This is a genomic window from Amycolatopsis sp. cmx-8-4, from assembly GCF_046548675.1.
Classification (GTDB): domain Bacteria; phylum Actinomycetota; class Actinomycetes; order Mycobacteriales; family Pseudonocardiaceae; genus Amycolatopsis.
In genome coordinates, this window is sequence record NZ_JAEBDZ010000005.1 from 148,337 (window position 1) to 170,962 (window position 22,626).

The 22,626-nt window shown below is 73.2% G+C and carries 24 protein-coding genes; 12 read left to right on the forward strand and 12 right to left on the reverse strand.

Going from position 1 to position 22,626, the window contains the following annotated elements; translation table 11 throughout:
* Positions 1–254 precede the first annotated feature (254 nt).
* The 4 genes from ACLJQZ_RS12260 to pknB form a co-directional block, all read right to left on the reverse strand.
* Entirely contained in the window at positions 255–956 is a 702-nt protein-coding gene (locus ACLJQZ_RS12260; protein ID WP_410620137.1) for a hypothetical protein, read from the reverse strand.
* Between the two features lie 136 nt (positions 957–1,092).
* Positions 1,093–2,607 carry an SPFH domain-containing protein gene (locus ACLJQZ_RS12265; RefSeq protein ID WP_410620138.1) on the reverse strand — a complete coding sequence of 505 codons (1,515 nt, stop codon included), beginning with the start codon at positions 2,605–2,607 and terminating at the stop codon, positions 1,093–1,095.
* A gap of 50 nt (positions 2,608–2,657) precedes the next feature.
* Complete coding sequence (locus ACLJQZ_RS12270) at positions 2,658–2,867, reverse strand: hypothetical protein (RefSeq protein WP_410620139.1); 210 nt, start codon at positions 2,865–2,867, stop codon at positions 2,658–2,660.
* Positions 2,864–4,879: a Stk1 family PASTA domain-containing Ser/Thr kinase gene (pknB, locus tag ACLJQZ_RS12275; RefSeq protein WP_410620140.1), complete on the reverse strand. Its 2,016-nt coding sequence runs from the start codon at positions 4,877–4,879 to the stop codon at positions 2,864–2,866. The genes ACLJQZ_RS12270 and pknB overlap by 4 nt, the downstream gene beginning before the upstream one ends.
* A gap of 103 nt (positions 4,880–4,982) precedes the next feature.
* Between pknB and ACLJQZ_RS12280 the strand changes: the two genes are divergently transcribed.
* The 3 genes from ACLJQZ_RS12280 (at position 4,983) to ACLJQZ_RS12290 (ending at position 7,082) form a co-directional block, all read left to right on the forward strand.
* A complete protein-coding gene (locus ACLJQZ_RS12280) occupies positions 4,983–5,351 on the forward strand; it encodes an Rv2175c family DNA-binding protein (protein ID WP_247062933.1) in 369 nt (122 codons plus the stop codon).
* A 48-nt stretch (positions 5,352–5,399) separates the two neighbouring features.
* Positions 5,400–5,807 (forward strand): hypothetical protein, encoded by a 408-nt coding sequence (locus ACLJQZ_RS12285; RefSeq protein WP_410620141.1) that lies wholly within the window; start codon positions 5,400–5,402, stop codon positions 5,805–5,807.
* Positions 5,808–6,545: 738 nt separating this feature from the next.
* On the forward strand, positions 6,546–7,082 hold the full coding sequence (locus ACLJQZ_RS12290; RefSeq protein ID WP_410620423.1) for a CGNR zinc finger domain-containing protein: 537 nt from the start codon (positions 6,546–6,548) through the stop codon (positions 7,080–7,082).
* Positions 7,083–7,137: 55 nt separating this feature from the next.
* Here the strand turns inward: ACLJQZ_RS12290 and ACLJQZ_RS12295 are convergent, their stop codons facing one another.
* From ACLJQZ_RS12295 to merB, 5 genes are read right to left on the reverse strand one after another with little or no spacing between them, the layout of a single operon-like run.
* Positions 7,138–7,926, reverse strand: a complete 789-nt coding sequence (locus tag ACLJQZ_RS12295) for an LLM class F420-dependent oxidoreductase (RefSeq protein ID WP_410620142.1) — start codon at positions 7,924–7,926, stop codon at positions 7,138–7,140.
* Positions 7,923–8,849 carry a phytoene/squalene synthase family protein gene (locus ACLJQZ_RS12300; protein ID WP_410620143.1) on the reverse strand — a complete coding sequence of 309 codons (927 nt, stop codon included), beginning with the start codon at positions 8,847–8,849 and terminating at the stop codon, positions 7,923–7,925. The genes ACLJQZ_RS12295 and ACLJQZ_RS12300 overlap by 4 nt, the downstream gene beginning before the upstream one ends.
* Positions 8,846–10,318, reverse strand: coding sequence for a phytoene desaturase family protein (crtI, locus tag ACLJQZ_RS12305; protein ID WP_410620144.1), 1,473 nt, complete (start codon positions 10,316–10,318; stop codon positions 8,846–8,848). The genes ACLJQZ_RS12300 and crtI overlap by 4 nt, the downstream gene beginning before the upstream one ends.
* Before the next feature lies 1 nt (position 10,319).
* Positions 10,320–11,411 (reverse strand): polyprenyl synthetase family protein, encoded by a 1,092-nt coding sequence (locus ACLJQZ_RS12310; RefSeq protein WP_410620145.1) that lies wholly within the window; start codon positions 11,409–11,411, stop codon positions 10,320–10,322.
* Positions 11,412–11,471: 60 nt separating this feature from the next.
* The gene (merB, locus tag ACLJQZ_RS12315) at positions 11,472–12,161 is read right to left on the reverse strand and encodes an organomercurial lyase (protein ID WP_410620146.1); all 690 of its coding nucleotides are present in this window, start codon (positions 12,159–12,161) and stop codon (positions 11,472–11,474) included.
* A gap of 135 nt (positions 12,162–12,296) precedes the next feature.
* On the opposite strand from merB, the gene ACLJQZ_RS12320 reads away from it, so the two are divergent.
* From ACLJQZ_RS12320 to ACLJQZ_RS12330, 3 genes are all read left to right on the forward strand, one after another.
* The gene (locus tag ACLJQZ_RS12320) at positions 12,297–13,181 is read left to right on the forward strand and encodes a methylenetetrahydrofolate reductase (protein ID WP_410620147.1); all 885 of its coding nucleotides are present in this window, start codon (positions 12,297–12,299) and stop codon (positions 13,179–13,181) included.
* Between the two features lie 170 nt (positions 13,182–13,351).
* Complete coding sequence (locus ACLJQZ_RS12325; RefSeq protein ID WP_410620148.1) at positions 13,352–15,037, forward strand: DUF885 domain-containing protein; 1,686 nt, start codon at positions 13,352–13,354, stop codon at positions 15,035–15,037.
* Positions 15,038–15,431: 394 nt separating this feature from the next.
* Positions 15,432–16,292 (forward strand): DMT family transporter, encoded by an 861-nt coding sequence (locus ACLJQZ_RS12330; protein WP_410620149.1) that lies wholly within the window; start codon positions 15,432–15,434, stop codon positions 16,290–16,292.
* 16 nt (positions 16,293–16,308) lie between these two features.
* On the opposite strand, the gene ACLJQZ_RS12335 is transcribed toward ACLJQZ_RS12330, so the two are convergent.
* Positions 16,309–16,881: a GNAT family N-acetyltransferase gene (locus tag ACLJQZ_RS12335; RefSeq protein WP_410620424.1), complete on the reverse strand. Its 573-nt coding sequence runs from the start codon at positions 16,879–16,881 to the stop codon at positions 16,309–16,311.
* Positions 16,882–16,886: 5 nt separating this feature from the next.
* Entirely contained in the window at positions 16,887–17,408 is a 522-nt protein-coding gene (locus tag ACLJQZ_RS12340; protein ID WP_410620150.1) for a YbaK/EbsC family protein, read from the reverse strand.
* A 221-nt stretch (positions 17,409–17,629) separates the two neighbouring features.
* On the opposite strand from ACLJQZ_RS12340, the gene ACLJQZ_RS12345 reads away from it, so the two are divergent.
* The 6 genes from ACLJQZ_RS12345 (at position 17,630) to ACLJQZ_RS12370 (ending at position 22,088) form a co-directional block, all read left to right on the forward strand.
* Positions 17,630–18,094: an SAV_6107 family HEPN domain-containing protein gene (locus tag ACLJQZ_RS12345; RefSeq protein WP_326955005.1), complete on the forward strand. Its 465-nt coding sequence runs from the start codon at positions 17,630–17,632 to the stop codon at positions 18,092–18,094.
* Entirely contained in the window at positions 18,084–18,851 is a 768-nt protein-coding gene (locus tag ACLJQZ_RS12350; protein WP_410620151.1) for a maleylpyruvate isomerase family mycothiol-dependent enzyme, read from the forward strand. Before ACLJQZ_RS12345 ends, ACLJQZ_RS12350 begins: the two co-directional genes overlap by 11 nt.
* A gap of 58 nt (positions 18,852–18,909) precedes the next feature.
* The gene (locus ACLJQZ_RS12355) at positions 18,910–19,641 is read left to right on the forward strand and encodes a VOC family protein (protein WP_410620152.1); all 732 of its coding nucleotides are present in this window, start codon (positions 18,910–18,912) and stop codon (positions 19,639–19,641) included.
* Positions 19,642–19,656: 15 nt separating this feature from the next.
* On the forward strand, positions 19,657–20,130 hold the full coding sequence (locus ACLJQZ_RS12360) for an alpha/beta fold hydrolase (protein ID WP_410620153.1): 474 nt from the start codon (positions 19,657–19,659) through the stop codon (positions 20,128–20,130).
* The gene (locus tag ACLJQZ_RS12365) at positions 20,015–20,470 is read left to right on the forward strand and encodes an alpha/beta fold hydrolase (protein ID WP_410620436.1); all 456 of its coding nucleotides are present in this window, start codon (positions 20,015–20,017) and stop codon (positions 20,468–20,470) included. The genes ACLJQZ_RS12360 and ACLJQZ_RS12365 overlap by 116 nt, the downstream gene beginning before the upstream one ends.
* A 538-nt stretch (positions 20,471–21,008) precedes the next feature.
* Positions 21,009–22,088 carry a GNAT family N-acetyltransferase gene (locus tag ACLJQZ_RS12370; RefSeq protein ID WP_410620154.1) on the forward strand — a complete coding sequence of 360 codons (1,080 nt, stop codon included), beginning with the start codon at positions 21,009–21,011 and terminating at the stop codon, positions 22,086–22,088.
* 6 nt (positions 22,089–22,094) lie between these two features.
* Here the strand turns inward: ACLJQZ_RS12370 and def are convergent, their stop codons facing one another.
* On the reverse strand, positions 22,095–22,595 hold the full coding sequence (def, locus tag ACLJQZ_RS12375; RefSeq protein WP_247062962.1) for a peptide deformylase: 501 nt from the start codon (positions 22,593–22,595) through the stop codon (positions 22,095–22,097).
* Positions 22,596–22,626 lie beyond the last annotated feature (31 nt).

Sequence of the window (22,626 nt, forward strand, 5' to 3'; positions counted from 1 at the left end):
GGGGACTTTTCGCTTTCCAGGCAAAGAAAAGCGACGTCGAGTGCGCTGAGCGGCGAGCCTGCCATAAGCGACCTTTCCCATCAGGCGTTCGCGGGTCTGCACGGCCACGTGCGACGAGGGGAGGAGAAATCCACTGCACCAGCCCGACATGACGCGCGGGTCGTCGAAGTGTTTCGTCGACGCTAACTAACCACCCCATTCAGCCATTCGAGATACCCGGGCAGCGGTGCCCGGGGTCACAGATCAACCGGTTTTTATTCGCCGGGCGGGGTTTCGGGCTCGTCCGCCCGGGCCACGGCGGTCCCCCAGTCGGGGGTCAACGCCACCTGCTTGCCGACGCGGCGCACCGGCAACGCGCCGGCGTGACGCCTGCCCAGCCCGGGCCAGATCTCCGCGGCGTCTTTCGCAGCGGCGCGGATCGCGCCGCCGTCGAGCGTCGTCCGGGACTCTTCGATGCCCCGATCGCGCCACTGGACGATCAGTTTGAGCGGCCCCGCCGACGGCAGCGGCCACAGGAACACCTCGTGCTCGACGGCGAAACGCGTCCCGCCGACCGCCTGCGCCCGCAGCACCGGCCCGTCCGGCTCACTCGCCGAGGGCACCGAAATGGTCTCCGAGCTGGCCCGGCTCCCGTCGGCGTAGAGCACGCCGATGAGCAGGCCGTTGTAGTCCGGGACCCGGCGGTGGTCGATCAGGCCTTCCGCGGGGTCGTCGACCAGGCTGTCGCGCGAGTACACCGTGACGCGCAGGGTGACCGCTTCCGGCCACACCTCGACGGCCCGCAGCGCGACGATCGTGCGCTCGGACCGGCCCAGCGCCTGCGCCCACGGCAGCACGGCCGGGACGATGTGCTCGCGCGGGGGATCGGTCCAGTGTCTGCCGTTGAAGGCGTACAGCTCCTGCTCCGGAACGGGGAACAGGGGACGTTCGCGGGGACCGCCGGTGAAGAAGTTCATCGGGCGGCCCGCGACGTGCTGTCCGGCACCATGCGCCCACGGTAAGGCAACGTCCCGGGAATTTCCGCCCCCGAACGGGCGTACGGCCCTCGTCTCCCGTGATCCGGGACACAAGGGCCGTACGCAGCGTGCGCGATCAGTCGCTCAGCTTGAGGTCCCCGTCGCTCAGCTTGAGCTCGCCGTTCTTCCTGGCGCTCTCGTCGAGCTCCTTGTCCGCCGGCTTGCCCATCGACTCCATCAGCTGCCGGGCCAGGCCGAGACCGGTCCCGCCGAGCGACAGCGCCTTGGCGAACATGTCGGACATGCCGTCCGCGCCGTTGAGCACGACCATGTGGTCGATGTTGCCGAACGCGCTCGCGCCCGCCTCGACGATCTCCGGCCAGCGCTCGGCCAGCTGCTGCGCGACGACGGCTTCCTGGTTCTCCGCCAGCGCCGCGGCGCGCGCCTTGATGGCGTCCGCCTCGGCGAGACCCTTCGCCCGGGCCGACTCGGCTTCGGCGAGACCCTTCGCCTTCGCGGCTTCCGCGTCGGCGAGACCGCGCGCCTTCGCCGCGGCAGCCTCCGCTTCACCGGTCGCCCGGGTCGCCCCGGCCGCCGCTTCCGCACGGGCCTTCGTCGCCTGTGCCTCGGCTTCGGCCGCGGTCTTGACGCGGGTCGCGTCCGCCGCCGCCCGCAGCTCGGTCTCCTTCGCCTCGGCCTGGGCCTTGGCGATCGAAGCGTCACGGGCCGCGTCGGCCGCCGTGCGCGTGTCGTACGCCTTCGCATCGGCCGGCTTGCGGACCTGCGACTGCAGCCGCTGCTCCGCGAGTGCCGCTTCCAGCTCGGCCGCCCGCGTCTCCTGGACGACGACCTCCTGGCGCGCGGTCGCCTCGGCCAGCGGACCGGACTGGGACATCTTCGCCCGCGCCTGGTCGACTTCGGCCTGGTAACCGGCCTGCTGGATCTGGCTCGCGCGGACGGCGGCCGCCTTCTTCGCCGCCGACTCCTGCTCGACCTGGGCGGCTTCCTGGTCGCGCTGCGCCTCGGCGATCCGGGCCGACGCGGCGATCGCGGCGGCGTGCGGCTTGCCGAGGTTGAGGATGTAGCCCGATTCGTCGTCGATCTCCTGGATCTGCAAGGAGTCCACGATCAGGCCGAGCTTGATCATCTCCGTGGCCGAGGACTGGCGCACCTCACCGGTGAGCGCGTCCCGGTTGTGGATCATCTCCTCGATGGTCAGCCCGCCCACGATCGAGCGCAGGTGCCCGGAGAAGAGCTCGTGGATCGTGTCGTTCATGCCCTTCTGCTGGTCCAGGAACCGGCGGGCGGCGTTGGCGATCGACGAGAAGTCGTCGCCGACCTTGTAGATCACCACCGCGCGCACGGTGACCGGCAGCCCCTGCCGGGTCACGCAGGAAACCTGCAGGTTGACGCCCCGGGTGTCCAGTGACAGCCGCCGGGCGGTCTGGAACCCGGGGATGACGTTCACGCCGCGGCCGGTGATGATCTTGAAGCCCAGGCTGTCCGCGGTTTCGCTGCGTTCGACCCGGATCCCCCAGCCGGACACGATCAGCGCTTCGTTCGGCTCCGCGACCTTGTACAGGACCCGCAGCAGTCCGAAGATCAGGATCACGGCCACGACGGCGATGCCGACGATCGTCAGGATGCTCATTGGCCTCCCACACCCCTCAGTCTTCTGTTGTTGGTAGCCCTTCGACGCCGCTAACGGCTCAGGGGTTGCCACCGTTCGACATAAACCGTGCGGGGAGGTTCGAAGTCCACGACGAGCACCTGAGTGCCGGAGGCGAAGGTCGCTTCGGAGTCGATCGGGTAGGCGTAGAAGGCCTCGGTACCGCCCCGGACGCTCAGCAGCACCTCACCGATGAGGCCGGGGCCGATCGTGCCGGTCACGCGCCCGCGGCTGCCGATCATCCACCGAAGCCCTTCAGCTTGACCTTGGAGCCCTTTTGCACGAACGTGCCCGGCTGCGGGTCCTGCTGGAAGACGAAGTCGAACCCGCCGCCCCCGCCGCGCCCGCGGCCGCCGTCGCGATCGGCCTGCAGCCCGGCCTGCTCGAGGAGCTTCTGGGCGTCGTCGAACGAGCGGAACCGGACGTCCGGCACCTGGACGGCGTTGTTGAGGAACACCCCGATCCGCTTCGCCGTCGCCTGCGAGTTGGCCCCCGGGTCGGTCCGGGTGACGGCGCCGCCCGGGACGTTCTGGTTGAACTCCTCGCCCGCCTGGAACGGCTCGAACCCGGCCTGCTGCAGGAGCTGGAACGCCTCGTCCTTGCCCTTCCCGGTGACGTCCGGGACCGGCGGCAGCGGGATCGGGCCCTTGGACACGATGATCGTGACCTGCCCGTTGATGTTCAGCTGGCTGCCGGCGCCGGGTTCGGTGCGGATCACCGCGCCCTGCGGGACTTCGGCGTCGAAGTCGTCGGTGCCGCGGACCGGGGTCAGCTGCGCCGTCTTGATCGCCTGCTCGGCGTCGGGCAGCGCGGTGCCCGGGCGGATGTCCGGCACGGCCGGGCGGCCCTTGGACAGCACGACCGACACCGTCGAGTTCGGCGTCAGCGTGGTGCCCTCGGCGGGTTCGTTGCGCAGCACGGTGTTCGACGGCACCGTGTTGTCGAACACCTGGCTGAACTGCGGCGTCAGCTTCGCCGAGCGCAGGGCGTCACCGGCCGCCGCCTGGTTCAGCCCGACGAGCTTCGGCACCGTCGACGTCTTGTCGCCGCCGGTGTCGGTCAGCATGAAGATGAACGCCGTGATCAGCCCGCCGAACAGCAGCACGGCCCCGGCGATCAGCGCGATCCGCTTGCGGTTGTCCGCCGGTTTCTCGGGTTCCGGCTCGGCCCGCCGGCGGGGCGGGCGCGGCGGGACGTTCCCGGCCGCGGGGATTCCCGGCGGCGGGGTGCCCGGGTGGCCGGGGTGGCTGAGCGCCCGCGTCGCGTTCGGCCGGTGCACCGGCATGGTCTTCCCGGTGTCGGGCTGCACCTGCGGGATCCGCGGCAGCGTGCGCTCGGTGTCGGCGATGTCGCCCTGGCCGTGGGACACCGGGACCGGCACGGTGACCGGCAGCAGGCCCAGCTGCGCGCGCACCGCGGTCAGCTCGGTGAGGAACTCCCCGGCGTCGGCGGGCCGTAGCTCGGGGTCGCGCCGGGTCGCGCGCGTGATCAGGTCGTCGAGCGCGGCCGGCAGGTCCGGGCGCAGCTCGCTCGCCCGCGGGACGTCGTCGTTGACGTGCCGGTAGGCCACCGAGATCGCGGTGTCGCCGGTGTAGGGCGCGCGGCCGGTGAGCATTTCGTAGAGCAGGATCCCGGCCGAGTAGACGTCGCCGCGCGCGTGGGCCGCGCCGGTGGTGACCTGCTCGGGGGAGAGGTAGGCGACGGTGCCGAGGATGACGCTCGCGCTCGTCGTCCCGGCGCTGGCCACGGCCCGCACGAGGCCGAAGTCGGCGACCTTGACGACGCCGCCGGTGTGCGGCCCGGACCGGCCGATGAGCACGTTCTCGGGCTTGACGTCGCGGTGCACCAGCCCGGCCCGGTGCGCGGCGGCGAGCGCCGACAGCACGGGCTCGGCGACGCTCAGCGCGAGCGCGATGTCGAGCGGGCCCTTCTCGTCCAGCAGGTCCCGCAGGGTGCCGCCGTCGACGAGCTCCATGACCAGGAAGGCGAGGCCGCCCTCCTCGCCCTTGTCGTGCACCGCCACGACGTTCGGGTGGTGCAGCTGGGCGGCCGACTGGGCCTCCCGCACGAACCGGTCCACGAACGACCGGTCGTCCGCGAAGCGCGGGTCCATGATCTTGATCGCGACCTGGCGGTCCAACCGGGTGTCCGTCCCCTGGTAGACCGACGACATCCCGCCGTGGGCGAGCAGCCGGTCCACCCGGTAGCGCCGCTCGAGCAGCGTGCCGGCCAGGCTGGGATGGGTGCGTGTCACGAGTAGGGATCGTACGGAACCCGGCACGCCGCGTGGAGGAGACCTCGCGGGTCACCCGTGCGCACTAGCGGGAGAGGGGGGCGAATGTGGCACAGTGTCACCTGTGAGTGGGATTCCTGTCGCCGAAGACGTCCTGGCCGCCGACATCGCGGTGCTGCCGCTGCCGGAGGTCGCGACCGCCCTCGGGACGTCGACCAACAAGGTCCGCCAGCTGCTGCGCGAGGGCGAGCTGATCGCCCTCAAACGAGGCGGCGAGCTGTGCGTCCCGAGCGCGTTCCTCGTCAAGGACGGCGTGGTCAAGGGCCTGTCCGGCACGATAACCGTGCTCGACGACTCCGGGTTCAGCCGCACCGAGATGCTCCGCTGGCTGTTCACCGTCGACGAGTCGCTGCCGGGCAACACGCCGGTCAACGCGCTGCGCACGAGCCACGGCACCGAGGTGAAGCGGCGCGCCCAGGCGATGGCTTTCTGAGGCCTTCTGACCTGGCTCAGCGCGGCCACCAGCTGAACGGCCGCGGCCGTGAGCAGGCACGCCGGGATCGACCACGCCGCCAGCGGACCGGCCAGTGCCGCTCCGGCGGCCAGACCGGTGATCTTGACGCTCGCCGCCGTCGTGAACACCTGCGCCCGCACGCGTGCGGGCGTTTCCCGGTGCCGGATCGCGAACAGGGCCGTGAGCTGCGGTCCTTCGGCGAATCCGGCCAGTGCCGAGGCCGCGACCAGGAGTTTCACGTCGGTCGCCGTCGCCGCGACGACGCAGCTCGCGGCCAGGAGCAGGGTGCTCGCCCAGACGATCGTGTCCGGCTCCAGGGGGAGCGGTTTCCTCGCGAAGACGGCGTTGGCCAGCAGTGACGCCACCGCGACGACGGTCATGAGCAAGGTGCCGTCCGCGGCGCTCCCGAGGTGCGCGGCGCCGAGCAGGGGATAACAGACGGTGACCATGCCGACCCCGGCGCACGAGAGCGTGGACGTCGCGGTGGCCCGCCGGAGCGGCGTGTTGCGCAGGAGGACGCCGAAGCCGTCCGCGAGCTGTTTCCCGAGCCGGGTCGCGGCCGGGCGGGGTCTTCGGGGGAGAGTCCAGGCGACCGGGAGCGCGGCGGCGACCATGGCGACCGCGACAGCCAGGGCGGCCGGGGCACCGGCGAGGGTGGCCAGCAGGCCGGCCAGTCCGGGGCCGGCGAGAGCGGCGGCGGTGAAGGTCACCGCGTCGAGCCGGCTGGCGGTGGCGAGGGCGGGTCCCGCGACCGGCGGCAGCTGAGCCGACCCGCCGCTCACGACCGACGGCAGCTGAGCCGTCCAGCCGCCCGCGATGGCCGGGTTGAGCAGGCCCGTCAGTACCGCCAGCGCGACCACCGACCAGAGCGGCAGGTGCCCGAACACCGCCGTCACCAGGGCGATCCCGCCCGCGTACCCCGCCAGTGCGACGGCGAGCAGCCGCCCCGGCGCCGGGCTGCGGTCCAGCAGGGCCCCGAACACCGGCCCACCCGCCGCGGCCGCCGCGGTCAGGCCGGCCAGCAGCGCCGCCCCCGCGTGCGGGCCGGCGGTCAGGCCCAGCAGCAGGAGCGCGGGCCCGGACAGCTCGTCGCCGGTCCGGGCGAGCGTCGCCCCGGTGAGATACCCGGCGAGTCTGTAACGGCTCGACATGATCGAGACGTTACAGTGGGGCATGGCCTTTCCGCACCGGGATTCCGTCCAGCGCGCCGTCGACCTCCTCGCCGTGCTGCTGCCCCCGGACACCGGCGCGGCGGACGTCGAGCGCGTCCTGCAGGCCCACGGCGAACCGGCCGTGACCCTTTCGACGAGCGACCTGACGAAGCTGCGCGAAGCAGCACGAGAACTCCGTGACGTCTTCGCAGCGTCCGACGTCACCGAAGCGGCTTCGGCGCTCAACCGGCTCTTCACGCGCTACGCGGGCCCGCCCCGCCTGACGGACCACGAGGATGGCTACGGCTGGCACCTGCACCTCGACGCGGCCGACGACGGCCCGTGGGACCGCTGGCTGGTGACGTCGTCGGCGCTGGGCCTGGCGACGCTGCTCGCGGACCGCCAAGGCCCGCCGGGCGGGCTGTGCGCGTCGCAGTCGTGCGGCCGACCGTTCGCCCACCTGGGCGGCGGCAGCCCGAAGCGCTACTGCTCACCCCGCTGCGCAACGCGCGAACGCGTCGCCGCCCACCGCGCCGCCCTACACCCCGGAAAGCCGTGAAGGCCTCCTTACCGGCCATAAGAGCCGGTAAGGAGGCCTTCACGGACCAAAAGACTCAGCCGTTGTTCTTGTCGCGCCAGGCGATCCACGACTTGAGCAGGCCGAGGTCGTAGTCCGGGCCGCCGGCGCCGACGGTGAACGTCGAGACGCCGAGGCTCAGCAGCTTCGGGCCCAGCTCGTCCGGCTCGTCCTGGACGCCGCACGAGCGCTCGATCTCGGCCGGGTCGCGGCCGACGTCGGCGCAGTGCTGGTCGAGGATCTTGACCTTCCGCTCGACGACCTCCGGCTCGCCGAAGCCGTGCCAGATGTCGCCGTGCTTGGCGACCAGCTTGAGGGTCTTCTTCTCGCCACCGCCGCCGATGAGCACCGGGATCTTGCGGGTCGGCGCCGGGTTCAGCTTGCCGAGGCGGGCCTCGATGCGCGGGAGCGACTCCGCCAGGTTGTCGAGGCGGCCGCCGGCGGTGCCGAACTCGTAGCCGTACTCGTCGTAGTCCTTCTCGAACCAGCCGGAGCCGATGCCGAGGATGAGCCGCCCGCCGGAGATGTGGTCGACGGTGCGGGCCATGTCGGCCAGCAGCTCGGGGTTGCGGTAGCTGTTGCAGGTGACGAGCGCGCCGATCTCGACCCGCGACGTCGACTCCGCCCAGGCGCCGAGCATGGTCCAGCACTCGAAGTGCTTGCCCTCGGGCTCGCCGTAGAGGGGGTAGAAGTGGTCCCAGTTGAAGACGATGTCGGCGCCGAGCTCTTCGGCGGCGGACGCGGTGCGCCGGATGGTGTCGTAGTCGGCGTGCTGCGGATGGAGCTGCAGCCCGATCCGGATCGGTCGCTTTGCTGCTGAGGTCATGACCGCAGCTTACGACCGGCCCCGAGGGTCTCGCGCGCCCAGACCGCGGCGAACGCGGGCAGCGCGACCGCCAGCCGGCGCGTCTTCGGCACCACCGCCCGCCGCGTGAGGACGTCGTGGTCCAGCGCGGCGATCTCGTCCAGGATGCCCTCGTACAGCGTCAGCGCCGTCCGCACGCACGGCCGGGATTCCGGGCGCAGCAACGGAACCCCGGCTTCGGCCCGCCGGTACACCGCGCGGGTCCTGGCCACGAAGTACGCCATCGCCGCGCGGATCCGCGGGTCCGGTCGCCGCCGTTCCAGCAGCTCACGCGAGACGCCGAACGCGGCCAGCTCGTCGAGCGGCAGGTACAGCCGGCCGCGGTCGAGGTCCTCGCCGACGTCGCGCAGGAAGTTGGTCAGCTGGAACGCCTCGCCGAGCGCGATCGCCCCCGGCTCGGCGTCGGCCAGCGGCCCGACGGTGCCGAAGACCGGCAGCATCTGCAGCCCGATCACCGCCGCCGAGCCGTACATGTACGCACCCAGATCGGTGAACGTCGCGTACTCGGCCGGCTTCAGGTCCGCCCGCATCGAGCGCAGGAACGCGTCGAACAGGTCCTGGGCGATGCCGTAGGAGTGGACCGTGTCGGACAGGGCCGCGAGCACCGGGTCGTCCGGGGTGCCGCCGGCGAAGACGTCTTCGACCATCGCCGCGACGCGGTCCAGCTCGGCCGCCGGGTCCGTGCCCGGTTCGGGGTTGTCGACCAGCTCGTCGGCCATCCGCGCGAAGCCGTACAGCGCGTGCGCGGCGGGCCGGGCGCGGGCCGGCAGCAGGCGCGTCGCGAGGAAGAACGTGCGGCCGTGGTGGGCGTTGAGCCGGCGGCACGCGGCGTAGGAGGCACGCAGGGCCGGGTCGGTGATGCCGGCGGCGTCGAGCTCGTTCACTTCCCGGTGATCCGTTCCGCCGCGAGCCGCCCGGAGATGAGCACCGGCGGGATGCCGACGCCCGGCGTCGTGCCGCAGCCGGCCAGCACCACGTTGCCCGCCGCGCGCACCAGGTTCGCCGGCCGGAACGGGCCGGTCTGGGCGAACGTGTGCGCCAGCGAGAACGGCGTCCCGGCGGCGAGCCCGCGGGCCGCCCAGTCGGCCGGGGTGAGCGTCTGGTCGACGGTGAACTCGTCGCCGAACCCGGTCAGCCCCCGCGCTTCGAGCGTGCGAAGCAGCTCCTCGCGGTACGGCCCGCGGACACGCGCCCAGTCGATCGGCCCGCGGTTCAGGTTCGGCGCGGGCGCCAGCACGGAGACGATCTCGCCACCGTTCCCGGCGAGTCCCGGGTCGGTCGCCGTCGGGCGCGTGACCAGCAGTGACGGGTCACTCATCAGCCGTCCTTCGCGGATGATCTCGGCGAACGTCCGTTCCCAGGCGGCGCCGAAGTAGATCGTGTGGTGGCCCAGGTCCCACGCCTTCGTGGTCCGCCCGTGCAGGACGACGGCCGACGGCGAGTAGCGCAGCGGCACCGGCCGCCGGGGCCGCGCGCCGATGAGCCGGTACGCCGTGCTCAGCTCGGTGGCGAGGACGACGGCGTCGCACGGGATCCGCTCACCCGAGCGCGTGCGGACCGCGCGCACCCGGGACGAGACGCGCTCGAGCCACGCCGCTTCGGTGCCGAACCGCACGTCCGCGCCCGCCCGCGTCGCGGCGCCGGTCAGCGCCCGGCCGATCTCGCCCATGCCGCCTTCGGGGTAGTACACGCCGCCGACGGTGTCCATGTACGAGATGACGCCGTACGCGCCGATCGCGCGGGCCGGGTCGAGGCCCGCGTAGAGCGCCTGGAACGTGAACAGCCGCCGGACACGCTCGTCGCGCAGATACCGGGCGACGCGCGGGCCGAGCCGGCCGAACCCGCCGAGCGCGGCGAGTTTCGCCAGCTCGGGCCGGGCGAGGTCGAGCGGCGAGTCGAAGTTCGTGCCGAGGAACCGGTCCTTCTGCACCGCGTACAGCCCGGTCAGCCAGCGCCGCAGCGCCCGGTAGCCCGCCGCTTCGCGCGCGCCGGCGAAGGCGCGGATCTCGGCCTCCATGGCGTCGCCGTCGGTGTGCAGGGAAAGGGCGCTGCCGTCGGCGAACCGCGCCCGGTAGGCCGGGTCGAGCCGGGTCAGGCGCAGGTTCTTGGCCATCGGCTCGCCGACCGCGGCGAACGCCTCGTCCAGCAGCTCGGGCATGGTCAGCACGCTCGCGCCGGTGTCCACGGCGTTGCCGCCGAACCGCTGCTGCCCGGTGCGCCCGCCCGGGACGTCGGCCTGCTCCAGCAGCGTCACCCGGCGGCCCGCGCCGAGCAGGTGCAGGGTCGCCGACAGGCCGGCCAGCCCGGCGCCGATGACGACGACGTGGTCGGTGGACCCCTCCACGCGCCGCACGTCAGTACGTCCGCTGGGTGGCCTTGACGACCAGCCCGGTCAGCGCGGCGGGGGCCGGCTCGGCCAGGTGCGCGCGCTCGAGCGCGGTCATCGCGGCGGTGGTCAGCTCGTCGATCCGGTGCTCGACCGCGTCGACCGCGCCGACCTGCTGCAACGCCATCCGGACGGTCTCGACGCCCTCGTCGGACAGGTCGGCGTCACCGATCGCGTCCGCGATGACCGTGGCGGCCGCCTTCTCGCCCTTCTCGGCGGCCAGCTGCAGGCCGAGCGCGACGAGCAGGGTGCGCTTGCCCTCGCGCAGGTCGTCACCGGCGGGCTTGCCGGTGACCGACGGGTCGCCGAACACGCCCAGGAGGTCGTCGCGCAGCTGGAACGCGATGCCGACCTCGCCGCCGAACTCCAGCAGCGTCTCGATCAGCTCGGGGGAGGCCCCGCCGAGCGCCGCGCCCAGGTGCAGCGGCCGCTGCACGGTGTAGGCGGCCGTCTTGAGCCGGTCGATCTTCAGCGCGGCCTCGGGGGAGGCGTCGCCGGTGGCCTGCGTGCGGACGTCGAGGTACTGCCCGGCGAGCACCTCAGTGCGCATCGCGCGCCAGGCCGGGCGGGCCGCGGCGAGCGTCTCGGCGGGCAGCGGGGCGTCGGCGAACATGTCATCGGCCCAGGCCAGCGCCAAGTCGCCGACCAGCACCGCGGTGGCCAGCCCGAACGTCGCCGGGGAGCCGAGCCAGCCGCGGTCGGCGTGCAGCTTCGCGCCCGCGATGTGCACGGTCGGGAAACCGCGGCGGGAGTCGGAGGAGTCGATCAGGTCGTCGTGGATCAGCGCGCACGCCTGGATCAGCTCCAAGCTGGACACCGCCTGCAGCACGCCTTCGGCGTCCGGCCCGGCCGGGTCGCCGCCCGCGCCGCGCCAGCCCCACCACGCGAACGTGGGCCGCAAACGTTTGCCACCCGTCAGCACGAACCCGCTGAGCGCCTCGATCCCGGCGGCCACGGTCGGCTCGGTCTCGATGATCCGCTCGCCCGCCCGGCCGAGGAACCCGGCCAGCGCGCGCTCGACGTTGGCGGGCAGATCGACGTCGGAGACGGGCGCGTTCATGCCCTCATCCTCGCCGAACCCGGCCGCGACCGGGCCGCCGGGGCGCCCGGATGTGGTGAATCAGACTCTCGTCGCGGGCGGCGCCCAGAACGGGCCGGTGAGCCCGGCTTCGGCGAAGTACGCGACGGCACTGCCGGGCTCGCGCCGCCGGTAGCCGCGCTCCAGCCGCCCCGCGTACCAGCCGCGGGCGAGCCGCCAGAGCGTCCCGAGGTCCAGCACGTCCCCCCTGGCCTGCCCGGTCGCGGCGAGCCAATCGTCCACACAGGACTCGTCGCAGAACAGCCGCTGGTGCTCGCAGGTGTGCAGCACGTCGTCCCACATCCGCGCGGCGGGCACCAGGAAGTGCGCCACCTGGGCCCCCGTCGGCGGCCCGGCGCGGCCGACGACCAGCGCGTGCGGCCGCTCGCAGCCGGGACACCGGGTCGCGACCAGCACTTCCGGCTCGTCGTCGACGAGGTGGGGGATGGCGAACGAGTCCCAGGCGCAGCCGCCCCACCACAGCGTGCGCGCGCCCATCACCGAGAAGCCGAGCGACTTCGCGGCGAACGGGTGCGCCAGCACGACGTGCTCGGACTCGTCGAGCACCAGGTGGTGAGCGTCGGCGAGGCGGTGCAGCGCCTGCTTGGCCACGGCGAGCGACCCGCCCGCGGCGTCGGCCAGCTCCGGCGCCGTCGGCGCGCGGCCATGGCCGGCGAAGGCGCGGTAGACGGCCAGGCGCACGTCCTCGTCCCAGCTCGCGTCGTCCCTCATCGCTCGCTCCCCACGGTGGCTGCCCAGTCTAGTCGGGCCGCCCGCACGAACCACACTCGAAAACCACTCGACTCTCCGTCTCGGAAAGCGGACGGGGACTCCCGGATGTCGGGCACTGGCCCTTAACATTCGGGTATGACGTCGGTGATCGAGCGGTTGCGAGGAGACGGGCCGAAGTTCTCCATCGAATTCTTCCCACCCCGGGACGCGGCGGACGAGGCTGTCCTGTGGAAGGCCGTCCGGGAGCTCGAGCCGTACGACCCGGCCTACATGTCGATCACCTACGGGGCCGGCGGCTCCAGCCGCGACGGCACGATCCGCAGCATCGCCCGCGTCGCGACCGAGACGACGCTGGTGCCGATGGCGCACCTGACAGCCGTCAACCACTCCGTCGCCGAGCTGCGCAACGTGATCGGCTGGTACGCCTCCGTCGGCGTCCGCAACATCCTCGCGCTGCGCGGCGACCCGCCCGGCGACGTCTACGGCGAGTGGACCCCGCACCCGGAGGGCCTCACCTACGCCGAGGAGCTGGTCCAGCTCGTGCGCGAGCTGGGCGACTTCTGCGTCGGCGTCTCGGCGTACACCTACGGCCACCCCCGCTCGCCGGACCTCGAGCACGACACGAAGTACCTGGTCCGCAAGCTGCGTGCGGGCGCCGACTTCGCGATCGCGCAGCTGTTCCACGACGCCGAGGACTTCCTGCGCCTGCGTGACCGTGTCGCGGCGACCGGCTGCGACGTTCCGGTGCTGCCCGGCGTGATGCCGCTGACGACGCTGCGGACCCTGCACACCACGATCCGGCTCTCGGGTGCGCCGGCCCCGGCGAAGGTGCTCGACCGGCTCGAACCGCTGGCCGACGACCCCAAGGCGTTCCGCGCCGCGGGCATCGACGTGATCACCGAGCTGTGCGAGAAGCTGATCGCCGAGGGCGTGCCGAACCTGCACTTCTACACCTTCAACCGGTCGAAGGCGACACGCGAGGTGATCGCGCGGCTGGGGCTGGTGCCGGCCCGCACTTGAGACTGCGACAGCCGTGGCTCCGCCCCGGGCCGGGGGCTCCGCCACCCGGAGCCCCCGCACTTAAGACTGCGACAGCCGTGGCTCCGCCCCGGGCCGGGGGCTCCGCCACCCGGAGCCCCCGCACTTAAGTCCGTACCGCACCCCCTCAGTGGACCGGTAGCGTGCGGCGCATGGCTTCTTCTTCCGATGGCGTGCACGGGATCTGCGACCGCTACGTCGACGACTACGCGGCCGCCGACCCGGTCGCCGCGACCTCCTTCGGCATCATCGGCCACGACCACCGGCTGACCGACTACTCGCCCGCCGGGTTCGACGAGCGCGCCGGACTGGCCGCGCGGGCGCACGCCGCCGTGACCGCGGCCGAGCCCGCCGACGCCGGCGAACGGGCCGCGAAGGCCGTGTTCACCGAGCGCGTCGGGCTCGAACTGGAGATCCACGAAGCCGGCCTCGACGTGGCGCAGCTCAACGTGATCTCCAGTCCGGTCCAGGAACTGCGGATGGCCTTCGACCTGATGCCGGTGGACACCGAGGCCGACTGGTCGGTCGTCGCGGCGCGGATCGGCGAGGTGCCGAAGGCACTGGCCGGGATCCGCACGGGCCTGCTGGCCGGCTCCGACGCGGGCCACGTCGCGGCGTTGCGTCAGGTCGCGAAGGTCGCGGAGCAGTGCGAGACGTGGGCCGGGCTGAAGGAGGAGAAGGGCTTCTTCAGCGAGCTCGTCGGCGGTGCGGAGAAGCAGGGCGACGCGCTCAAGACCGACCTCACGCGCGGCGCGCGGGCCGCCGAAGAGGCGTTCGCCGAGTTCGCCGGATTCCTGCGCGCCGAGCTGGCGCCGAAGGCCCCGGGCAAGGACGCCGTCGGCGAGGACGTCTACCGCCTGTGGTCGCGGTACTTCGTCGGTGCGGCGCTCGACCTGCGCGAGGCCTACGAGTGGGGCTGGGCGGAGTTCGCCCGCATCGAGGCCGAGATGCGCACCGTCGCGAACCGCGTCAAGGCCGGCGCCACCCCGGCGGAGGCGGCGGCGCAGCTCGACGCCGACCCGCGCTACCGCGTCCAGGGGCGCGCCGAGTTCGAGGCGTGGATGCAGCGGCTCTCGGATGACGCGCTGAAGTCGTTGCGCGGCAAGCATTTCGACATCTCGGACCGGGTGATGGCGCTGGAGTGCCTGATCGCCCCGCCGGGCGGCGGCGTCGGCGCGTACTACACCGGGCCGAGCGAGGACTTCGGCCGGCCGGGCCGCATGTGGTGGTCGCTGCCGCCGGGCCGCGACGAGTTCATCACCTGGCGCGAGACGAGCACGGTCTACCACGAGGGCGCGCCGGGCCACCACCTCCAGATCGCGACGGCGGTCGACCGGTCGGACGCGCTGAACAAGTACCAGCGGATGATGGCGTTCACGTCGGGCCACGCGGAGGGCTGGGCGCTGTACTCCGAGCGCCTGATGCAGGACCTGGGCTACCTCTCCGACGACGGCGACCTGCTGGGCATGCTGTCCGAGCAGCTGTTCCGCGCCGCCCGCGTGATCATCGACCTGGGCATGCACCTGGAGCTGGAGATCCCGGCGGGCACCGGCTTCCACGAAGGGGAGCGCTGGACCCCCGACCTGGGGCTGGAGTTCATGCTGACCCGCACGATCACCGACCCCGCCCACGTCCGCGACGAGATCGACCGGTACCTGGGCTGGCCGGGCCAGGCCCCGTCGTACAAGATCGGCGAGCGCCTCTGGCTGGCGGCCCGCGAGGACGCCCGGGCCCGCGCGGGAGCGTCGTTCGACATCAAGCGCTTCCACACCCAGGCCCTCGACCTGGGCGGCATGGGCCTGGACACACTGCGGGACCAGCTGGCCCAGCTGGACTGACGACCGACCAGGCCCCCGCCCCTCCGGAACCGAGCCCCCGCCCCTCCGGAACCGAGCCCCCGCCCCTCCAGAACCGAGCCCCCGCCCATCCCTGGGGGGCGTCCCACGTCCAGTTTATCGGGCCTGGCCGACGATCCCGCCCGGAAAGCCCTTTCCGGGCCCGCTTGTCCACAACAAGGCACCCCTGTGGACAAGCGGGCCCGAAAACCGGTCGCGCCCGCCACGACGTCCCCGCTAACGTCGGCTCTGTGCATCGGATCCTGTTCGTCACCCCGCCGCCCCGCGCCTGAGCGGGGTGGTCTTCGCCGCGTGACCCGCGGCTTCTTCGTGGTGCTCTGAAGCAGATCGCCCCGCGTCGTCGATTCCGATTCCTTCGACGCAGGAGCGTTTTCCGATGTCCCTCGCCCTACCCGTGCGCGCCCGTTCGTCGGCCGCGCTCGTCCTCGCCGGTGTCCTGTGGGGCACCGGCGGTCTCGCCGGTTCGCTGCTCGGCGAACTCGCCGGCCTCCACCCGCTCGCCGTCGCGGCCTGGCGGCTGCTCATCGGCGGCGGCGTCGCGTGCCTGTTCGTCAAGGCCCGCCCGAAAGGACGCGCCGCGGTCCGGCGGCTGCTCGCCGTCGGCGGCCTGTTCGCGTTGTTCCAGGCGAGCTACTTCGCCGCCGTCGCGCTCAGCTCGGTGAGCGTCGCGACGATGACCACGATCGGCGCGGCGCCCGTCGTGGTCACCGTGGCCAGGTGGCGCCGTCCCGGCCGCTGGACGCTGGTCTCCCTGGCCGGCACCCTCGCCGGCCTGGTGCTGCTCCGCTGGTCGCCGGACGTTTCGGCGTCCCTCGGCGGGCTCGCGTTCGCGCTGCTCGCGGCGGCCGGTTTCGCGACGCTCACCCTGCTCACCGCGAAGCCGGTCGAAGGCCTCGACCCGCTGTCCACGACGGCGTTCGGCTGCCTGCTCGGCGGTCTGCTGCTGACGCCGCTGGCCAGCTGGTCCGGCATGGCGTTGCCGCTGCACCCGGACGTCCTCGCGGTCGCCCTGTACCTCGGTGTGGTGCCGACGGCCCTCGCGTACGCCGCGTACCTGCGCGGCCTCGCGGACGCGCATCCCGTGCTGGGCGCGCTCTCGGCGGTGCTCGAACCGCTGACGGCGGCGATCCTGTCCGCGGTCCTGCTCGGCGAACGGCTCGCCGGCACGGCGTGGTGCGGCGCGGCCGTGCTGGTCGCGGCGCTGGCCGTCGGCTACTGGCGGCCCGAACCGAGGTGAGTCGCGGCGCTGCCCCTCAGCGCGGCTCGAGGGGCTCGGGGGGCTCGAGGGGCAGCGTCCGCCCCAGGATCGCGAACGGGCGCGGGTCGCCGGCGAAGTGGTAGTCGCGCAGGACGTCGACGAACCCGGTGCGGCGGTAGAGCTTCCACGCCCGGCTCGTGCCCTCCGGCGTCGACAGCAGCACGTTCGCGCTCGGCACGCCGTCGAGCAGGCCGTGCAGCAGGTCCTCGCCGATCCGGTGGCCCTGGTTCTCCGGCCGGACGTGGATCTCGGTCAGCTCGAAGTAGTCCATCAGCCAGCGGTCGGCCTCGGCGGGCCCGGACCGGCGGCTCAGGCCGTGGCGCACTTGCTCGTGCCACCACTGCCCCGGCCGGCCGCGGTAGCCGTAGGCCAGGCCGAGCAGGACGTCGTCGGCGTCGAAGGCGGCCATGCAGCGCCAGCCCTCGCGCAGCGCGTGGGTCAGCCACATCGGCGCCCGCTGCTCGGCGGTGCCCGCCGGGTAGTGCATCGCCCGGACGTAGATGTCCAGCGCCTCGGGCAGGCGCGCGCGGAACTCGTCCGCGGAGAGCTGGACGTAACGGGAGCGCATCGCGGTCACAGCTGGCTATTCTCCTCCGCGCCCGCGAGCGCGCCGGGGGTCCCCCCGGTCAGGGTGACCAGATCGGCGAACGTCGTCGGGAAGACGGTCTTCGGGTGCCCGGCGGCGGCCCAGACGACGTCGTGGGCGGCCAGCGCGGTGTCGACGAGCGTGGTCAGCCGCGTGGGGTGCCCGACCGGGGCGACGCCGCCGATCGGCTGCCCGGTGTGGGCCCGCACGAAGTCGGCGTCGGCCTTCCCGACGGCCTCGGCGCCGGCCAGGCCGGCGAGCGTTTCCGGGTCCGCGCGGTGGGCGCCGGAGGTCAGCGCGAGCAGCGCGTGCGCGTTTTTGTCGTACCCCACGCGGAAGATGAGGCTGTTGGCGATGGCCCCCACCGGCACGCCGAGTGCCTCGGCCGCCTGGGCGGCGGTCCGGACCTCGGCGGGCAGGACGCGGATGCCTTCGGCGGCGGCGTGCTGCCCGGCTTCGGACAGCGCGGCCGCCACCTTGGTGACGGCGGGGTGGTCCAGCGAACTCATGAACCTATGAGATCACGCCGGCGGCGAGGTGTCCCGCACCACGTCCGGGGGATTCCGCCTCGGGGTTGAGCGAACGCCACGTCCGGGGTTACTCTGGAAATCGTTCGAACAGACGTTCGACATCTGGTGAGCACGCGCCGGTCAGGTGACCGGCGCGGGGCGGGGCAAGCGTCCCGCCCCGGGCACCGCCCGGGCTCACAACGCGCAGGAGGAGGGTCGTCATGTCCGTCTCGGTCGTGTCCCCCGCGGATCCCGGGCAGCCCCAGCTGCCCCTGTCGCTGCGCCCGCCCGCCTCGCCGGCGGCGGCCGGCCTGCTCGCCCAGGCGCGGCGCGGCCTCGCCGAAGCCGAGCGGGAAGCCGATCCCGCGGAGCGGTTCATCGGCGCCTACCTCGCCGCGTTGCGCGGCGCCGCCGCGGTGCTCGCCGCCCACGGCCGCCCGCACCGCGGTCGTTCGCGCCCGGCCAGCACGTGGGTCCTGCTCGACGCCGATGCCCCCGAGCTGCGGGAGTGGTCCGCCTTCTTCGCGAGCAATTCGGCCATGCGCGCCGACGCGCAGGCCGGCATCACCGGCCGGGTCACCGCGGAGTCGGCCGCGGCGCTGGTGCGCGCCGCCGAGCCGTTCCTGGAGCTGGTCCGCCGTCTCGTGCACGGCCTGCCGATCGCCGAGGACGCCCATGTCGCGTGAGCACGGCCTGATCGACCAAGGGCGGCTGCTCACGGCGTTGGGGATCGAAGGCGGAGTACTGGTCGAAGCGGTGCGCGCGGCGCCGCTCGAGGCGCCGGTGCCCGCGTGCCCGGGCTGGTCGCTCGGCGAGGTGGCCCGGCACGTCGGCAGCCGCTACCGGATGGTCCGGCGCCGGCTGGCCGAAGGGCGCGTCCCGGACGAGTGGCCGCGGGACCCCGCGCCCGGCCAGGGCCTGGCGGACTACCTGGAGACCGGGCTGGCCGAACTGCTCGACGAGCTGGCGGCGCACGACCCGGCGGAGCACGCCGACACGTGGTGGCCCGCCGACCCGACGTACGGCTTCTGGCGGCGGCGGATGGTGCACGAGACCCTGGTGCACCGCGTCGACGTCGAACAGTCCGCGGGTGTGGAGCCGCGCGAGGTGCCTGAAGACCTGGCGCTCGACGGCATCGACGAAGCACTGATCCTCTGGTTCGGGCAGAAGCTGCCGCTGCTCGGGCTGACCGGCACGAAAGCGGGCTCGGTCGGCGTGCTGGCGGGCGGCCACAGCTGGATCGCGCGGGCCGGTCCGGAGGTGACGCAGGCCTGGCACTGCTCGGCCGAGGAGGCCGAGGCCGCGGACGACGTCGTCACGGCCGAACCGGAGCGGATCTACCTGTGGCTCTGGGGCCGGGCGTCCCTGACCTCGGTGACCGTGCGAGGAGTGCACGACCAGGCGGCGCAGCTCTGGGCGCTGCTGCGGCTCGCGACCCGATGACCCGGCCGGTGGGGAAGCCGAACCGGAATTGTCGGGGGTCGCGGCTAGCCTGCGGCGCATGAGCACTCGCCTGGTCAACCTGGTGATCGACGCGGCGCGGCCGAGGGTCCTGGCGGACTTCTGGGCCGCGCTGCTCGGCTGGCGCGTCGCCGGGGAGCTGCCGGACGAGGTCGATGTCCGCGCCCCGGAGACCGACGGCTGGGACCTGGACCTGGTGTTCGTCCCGGTGCCGGAAGCCAAGGTCGTCAAGAACCGCATCCACCTCGACCTGGCGAGCCGGACGCCCGCGCACCAGGAGGAGCTGGTCGCGCGCGCCCTGGAGCTGGGCGCCCGGCGCGTCGACATCGGGCAGGGCGCGGTGCCGTGGGTGGTGCTGGCGGATCCGGAGGGCAACGAGTTCTGCGTCCTGGAGCCGCGCGAGCAGTACGCGGACACCGGCGCGGTGGCGTCGATCCTGGTCGACGCCTGGTCCCCGCCGCGGCTGGCGGACTTCTGGGCGGGCATCACGGGCTGGGAGGTCCGGGCCGGCCAGGGTGACGTCATCGTGGGCCTGCGCGCCCCGTCGGGCCGCGGGCCGTGGCTGGAGTTCCTGCGCAACGAGGACGCGAAGCGCGTGAAGAACCGGGTGCACCTGGACATCGCGCCCCCGGCCGGCGCCGATCACGCGGCGGCGGTGTCGGAGGTCCTGGTGGCGGGCGCGGCCCCGGCGGACCGCGAAGGCGTCCGGGTGCCGTGGCGCGTGCTGACCGACCCGGAGGGCAACGAGTTCTGCGTGCTGACCCCGCGCTGACCTAGCTTGGGAGGCATGGAGAACTTCGACTGGCAGGGGCGCCGGATCGCCTGGGAGCGCGCGGGTTCCGGGCCCGCGGTGGTGTTCTGCCACGGAACGCCCTGGTCGTCCTGGCTGTGGCGGCCCTTCGCCGAAGCGCTGAGCGGCGACTTCACGGTGTACCTCTGGGACATGCCAGGCTACGGCCGGTCGTCGAAGGACCCGTCCCACGCCGTCGACTTCGGCGTCCAGACGGAGGCGTTCGCCGCCCTGCTCACCCACTGGGGCCTGGAACGCCCGCACGTCGTGGCCCACGACTACGGCGGCGCGGTGTCGCTGCGCGCCCACCTGTTCCACGGCGTTTCCGTACGCGTCGCTGCTGCTGGCCGACGCGGTGGCGATCCCGCCGTCGGGATCGCCGTTCTTCCAGCTGGTCAAGCAGCACCCGGACGTGCTGGCCCACGTGCCGCCGTACATCCACGAGGCGCTGGTCCGGGCGTACATCGGTAACGCGGCTTTCCGTCAGCTGCGAGAGGCGGACCTGGCCGCGCTCGTGGCCCCGTGGCTGGGCGACGAGGGCCAGCCCGCGCTCTACCGCCAGATCGCCGCGTACGACGAGAGCTACCTCGCCGAGAACGAGCAGCGGCTGGGCCGGCTGGACCTCCCGGTGCGGGTGCTGTGGGGCACGGAGGACACCTGGATCCCGATTTCGCTGGGCGAACGGCTCGCGGCAGGCATCCCGGGCGCAACGTTGACCCCGGTCGAAGGGGCGGGCCACCTCATCCAGCTGGACGCCCCGGTCAGGGTGGCCACCGAGCTGCGGACCTGGTTGACGCAAGTGGCGGCCTGAGCCCCTGCCGCCTGGCCGCGGCGAGTTCTCGCGCCGACGGCCGACCCGGCTGGTGCGCGGGTGCGAGCTGAGCCGGTCCTCGGGTCGGCGGTCGGGCTGCCGCGGGACAGGCTTGTCCTCAGCCGGTGCCCAGTGGTCGGCAGGCCGTGCCCGTCCCCAGGTCGGCGGTCGGGCTGCCGCGGGACAGGCTTGTCCTTGGCCGGCGGCCCAGCGGTCGGCAGGCCGTGCCCGTCCCCGGTTGGCGGCGAAGCTGCCGCCGGCCGTACCTGTTCCCCGGTCGGTGCGCAGCGGGCTGACCGTCGCCGAGCCGGAAGCGAGCTGCCGTGGGTCGGCGGGTACGTCCGGGACCGGGTTTCTCCCCAGGTCGGCGGGCCGGCCGTAGCCGGGCCCGGCCTGAGCCCGGTGTCGCGTTGGCGGCTGCGCCGACGGGGTGTGGGGCTTGTGTGTTTCGCCGGAGTTGCCGGGTCGCGTCGAACGCTGACCTGCGCGAAACACTCGCGTCCCGGTGAGGCAACAACCGCGGGGGACCGTGGTGGGCATGGAGACCTCTCGAGCGTTGCCCCAGCACGGTCAGCCGGCCGCCGTCGAGGAGCCGGCCGTGCCGTCCGCGTGGCGGGTGCGGGTCCGGATGCACGACCACCCGGGCACCCTGGCCCGCATCGCCATCCGGCTCGCCGACCTCGAGTGCAACATCCTCGGCCTGACCGTGCTGCCGGTCCCGGGCGGCGTGCTGGACGAGATCGTGCTGCGTCCCGCGATCGGCCTGCCCCGGCGGCTCCTGGTCGACGCCATCCGCGACGAGGGCTGCGAGTGCACCGCGATCATCGACGCCGACGTCCACGAGCTGGTCGACTCGGCGTCGTCGACGCTGGCCGCGGCCCGGCGCGCGATCGACGATCCGGCCCGCCTCGCCGAGGTGCTGAAGGAGGTCCTGGCCGCCGACGTCGTCACGCTCGTCCCCGCGACCGAGACCAACCCGGCCCGCACCGAGAGCGGGCACCGCGCGGTGTTCGAGCTCGGCGCCGACACCGCGCTGGTCGCGCGCCGCCAGTGGGCGCCGTTCGTGCAGCTCGAGCTCACCCGCGCCGAATCACTCGTCACGCTGCTCACCGCGGCGGCCCGGAACGTCGCGGGCCCGGTCGTCCTCGACCGCCCGGACGGCGCGGCGATCGTCCTGCGCAAGGGCGTCCCCGGCGACGCCGACGCGGTGTCCGAACTGCACCGCCGCTGCTCGATGGCGACGCTGTTCCGCCGCTACCACACGGGGGTGCGGACGGTGCCGCGCCGCTGGCTGCACCGCCTGCTGATGCCCCCGCGCGGCACGAGCGTGCTGGCCGTCTTCGGCCGGGAGGTGATCGGCCTGGCCCAGCTCATCCCGTCCGCGGCGGGCGGCGCCGAAATCTCCCTGCTCGTCGAGGACGACTGGCAGCGCCAGGGCATCGGCACGGCCCTGCTGGCCCGGCTCGCGGTCATGGCCGAGGCCCAGGGCATCACGGAGCTGACCGCCGACTGCCTCGCCGGCGACGACGTCCTGCCCCGCACCGCGGCCCGAGCCGGACTGCGCACCGAGCGTGGCTCGGAGGACGGGGCCAAGCTCAGGTTGTTCCTGCCGGCTTGAGCGCGGTCAGCGCTTCCAGAACCAGTCCTTGTCCCGCGCTTCGCGCAGAGCGGTCTTCTTGCGCTCGGTCGTGAGCCGGTCGAGGTAGAGAACGCCGTCGAGATGGTCGGTTTCGTGCTGCAGGCACTGCGCCAGCACTTCTTCGCCCTCCACCTCGATCGGCTCGTTGTGCACGTCGACACCGCGGACCTTGGCGTGCACCGCCCGCTCGGTGGGGAACCACAGCTCCGGCACCGAAAGACAGCCCTCGTTGATCTCGTGCGTCTCTTCGGACAGCTCGACGATCTCGGGGTTGATGACGTACCCGGTGAGCCCGGCGACGTCGTAGCTGAAGATCCGCAGCCCGACGCCGATCTGCGGCGCGGCCAGCCCGGCCCGCCCGTCGGGTTTCACGGAGTCGACCAGGTCCCGCACGAGCGCCTCGAGCTTCTCGTCGAAAACCGTGACCGGATCACAGGCGGACTTGAGGATCGGGTCCCCGAAATAGCGCAGCTCGCGCATGGCCATGAGCAGAACATCCTTCGTGCGGTGTCGGACT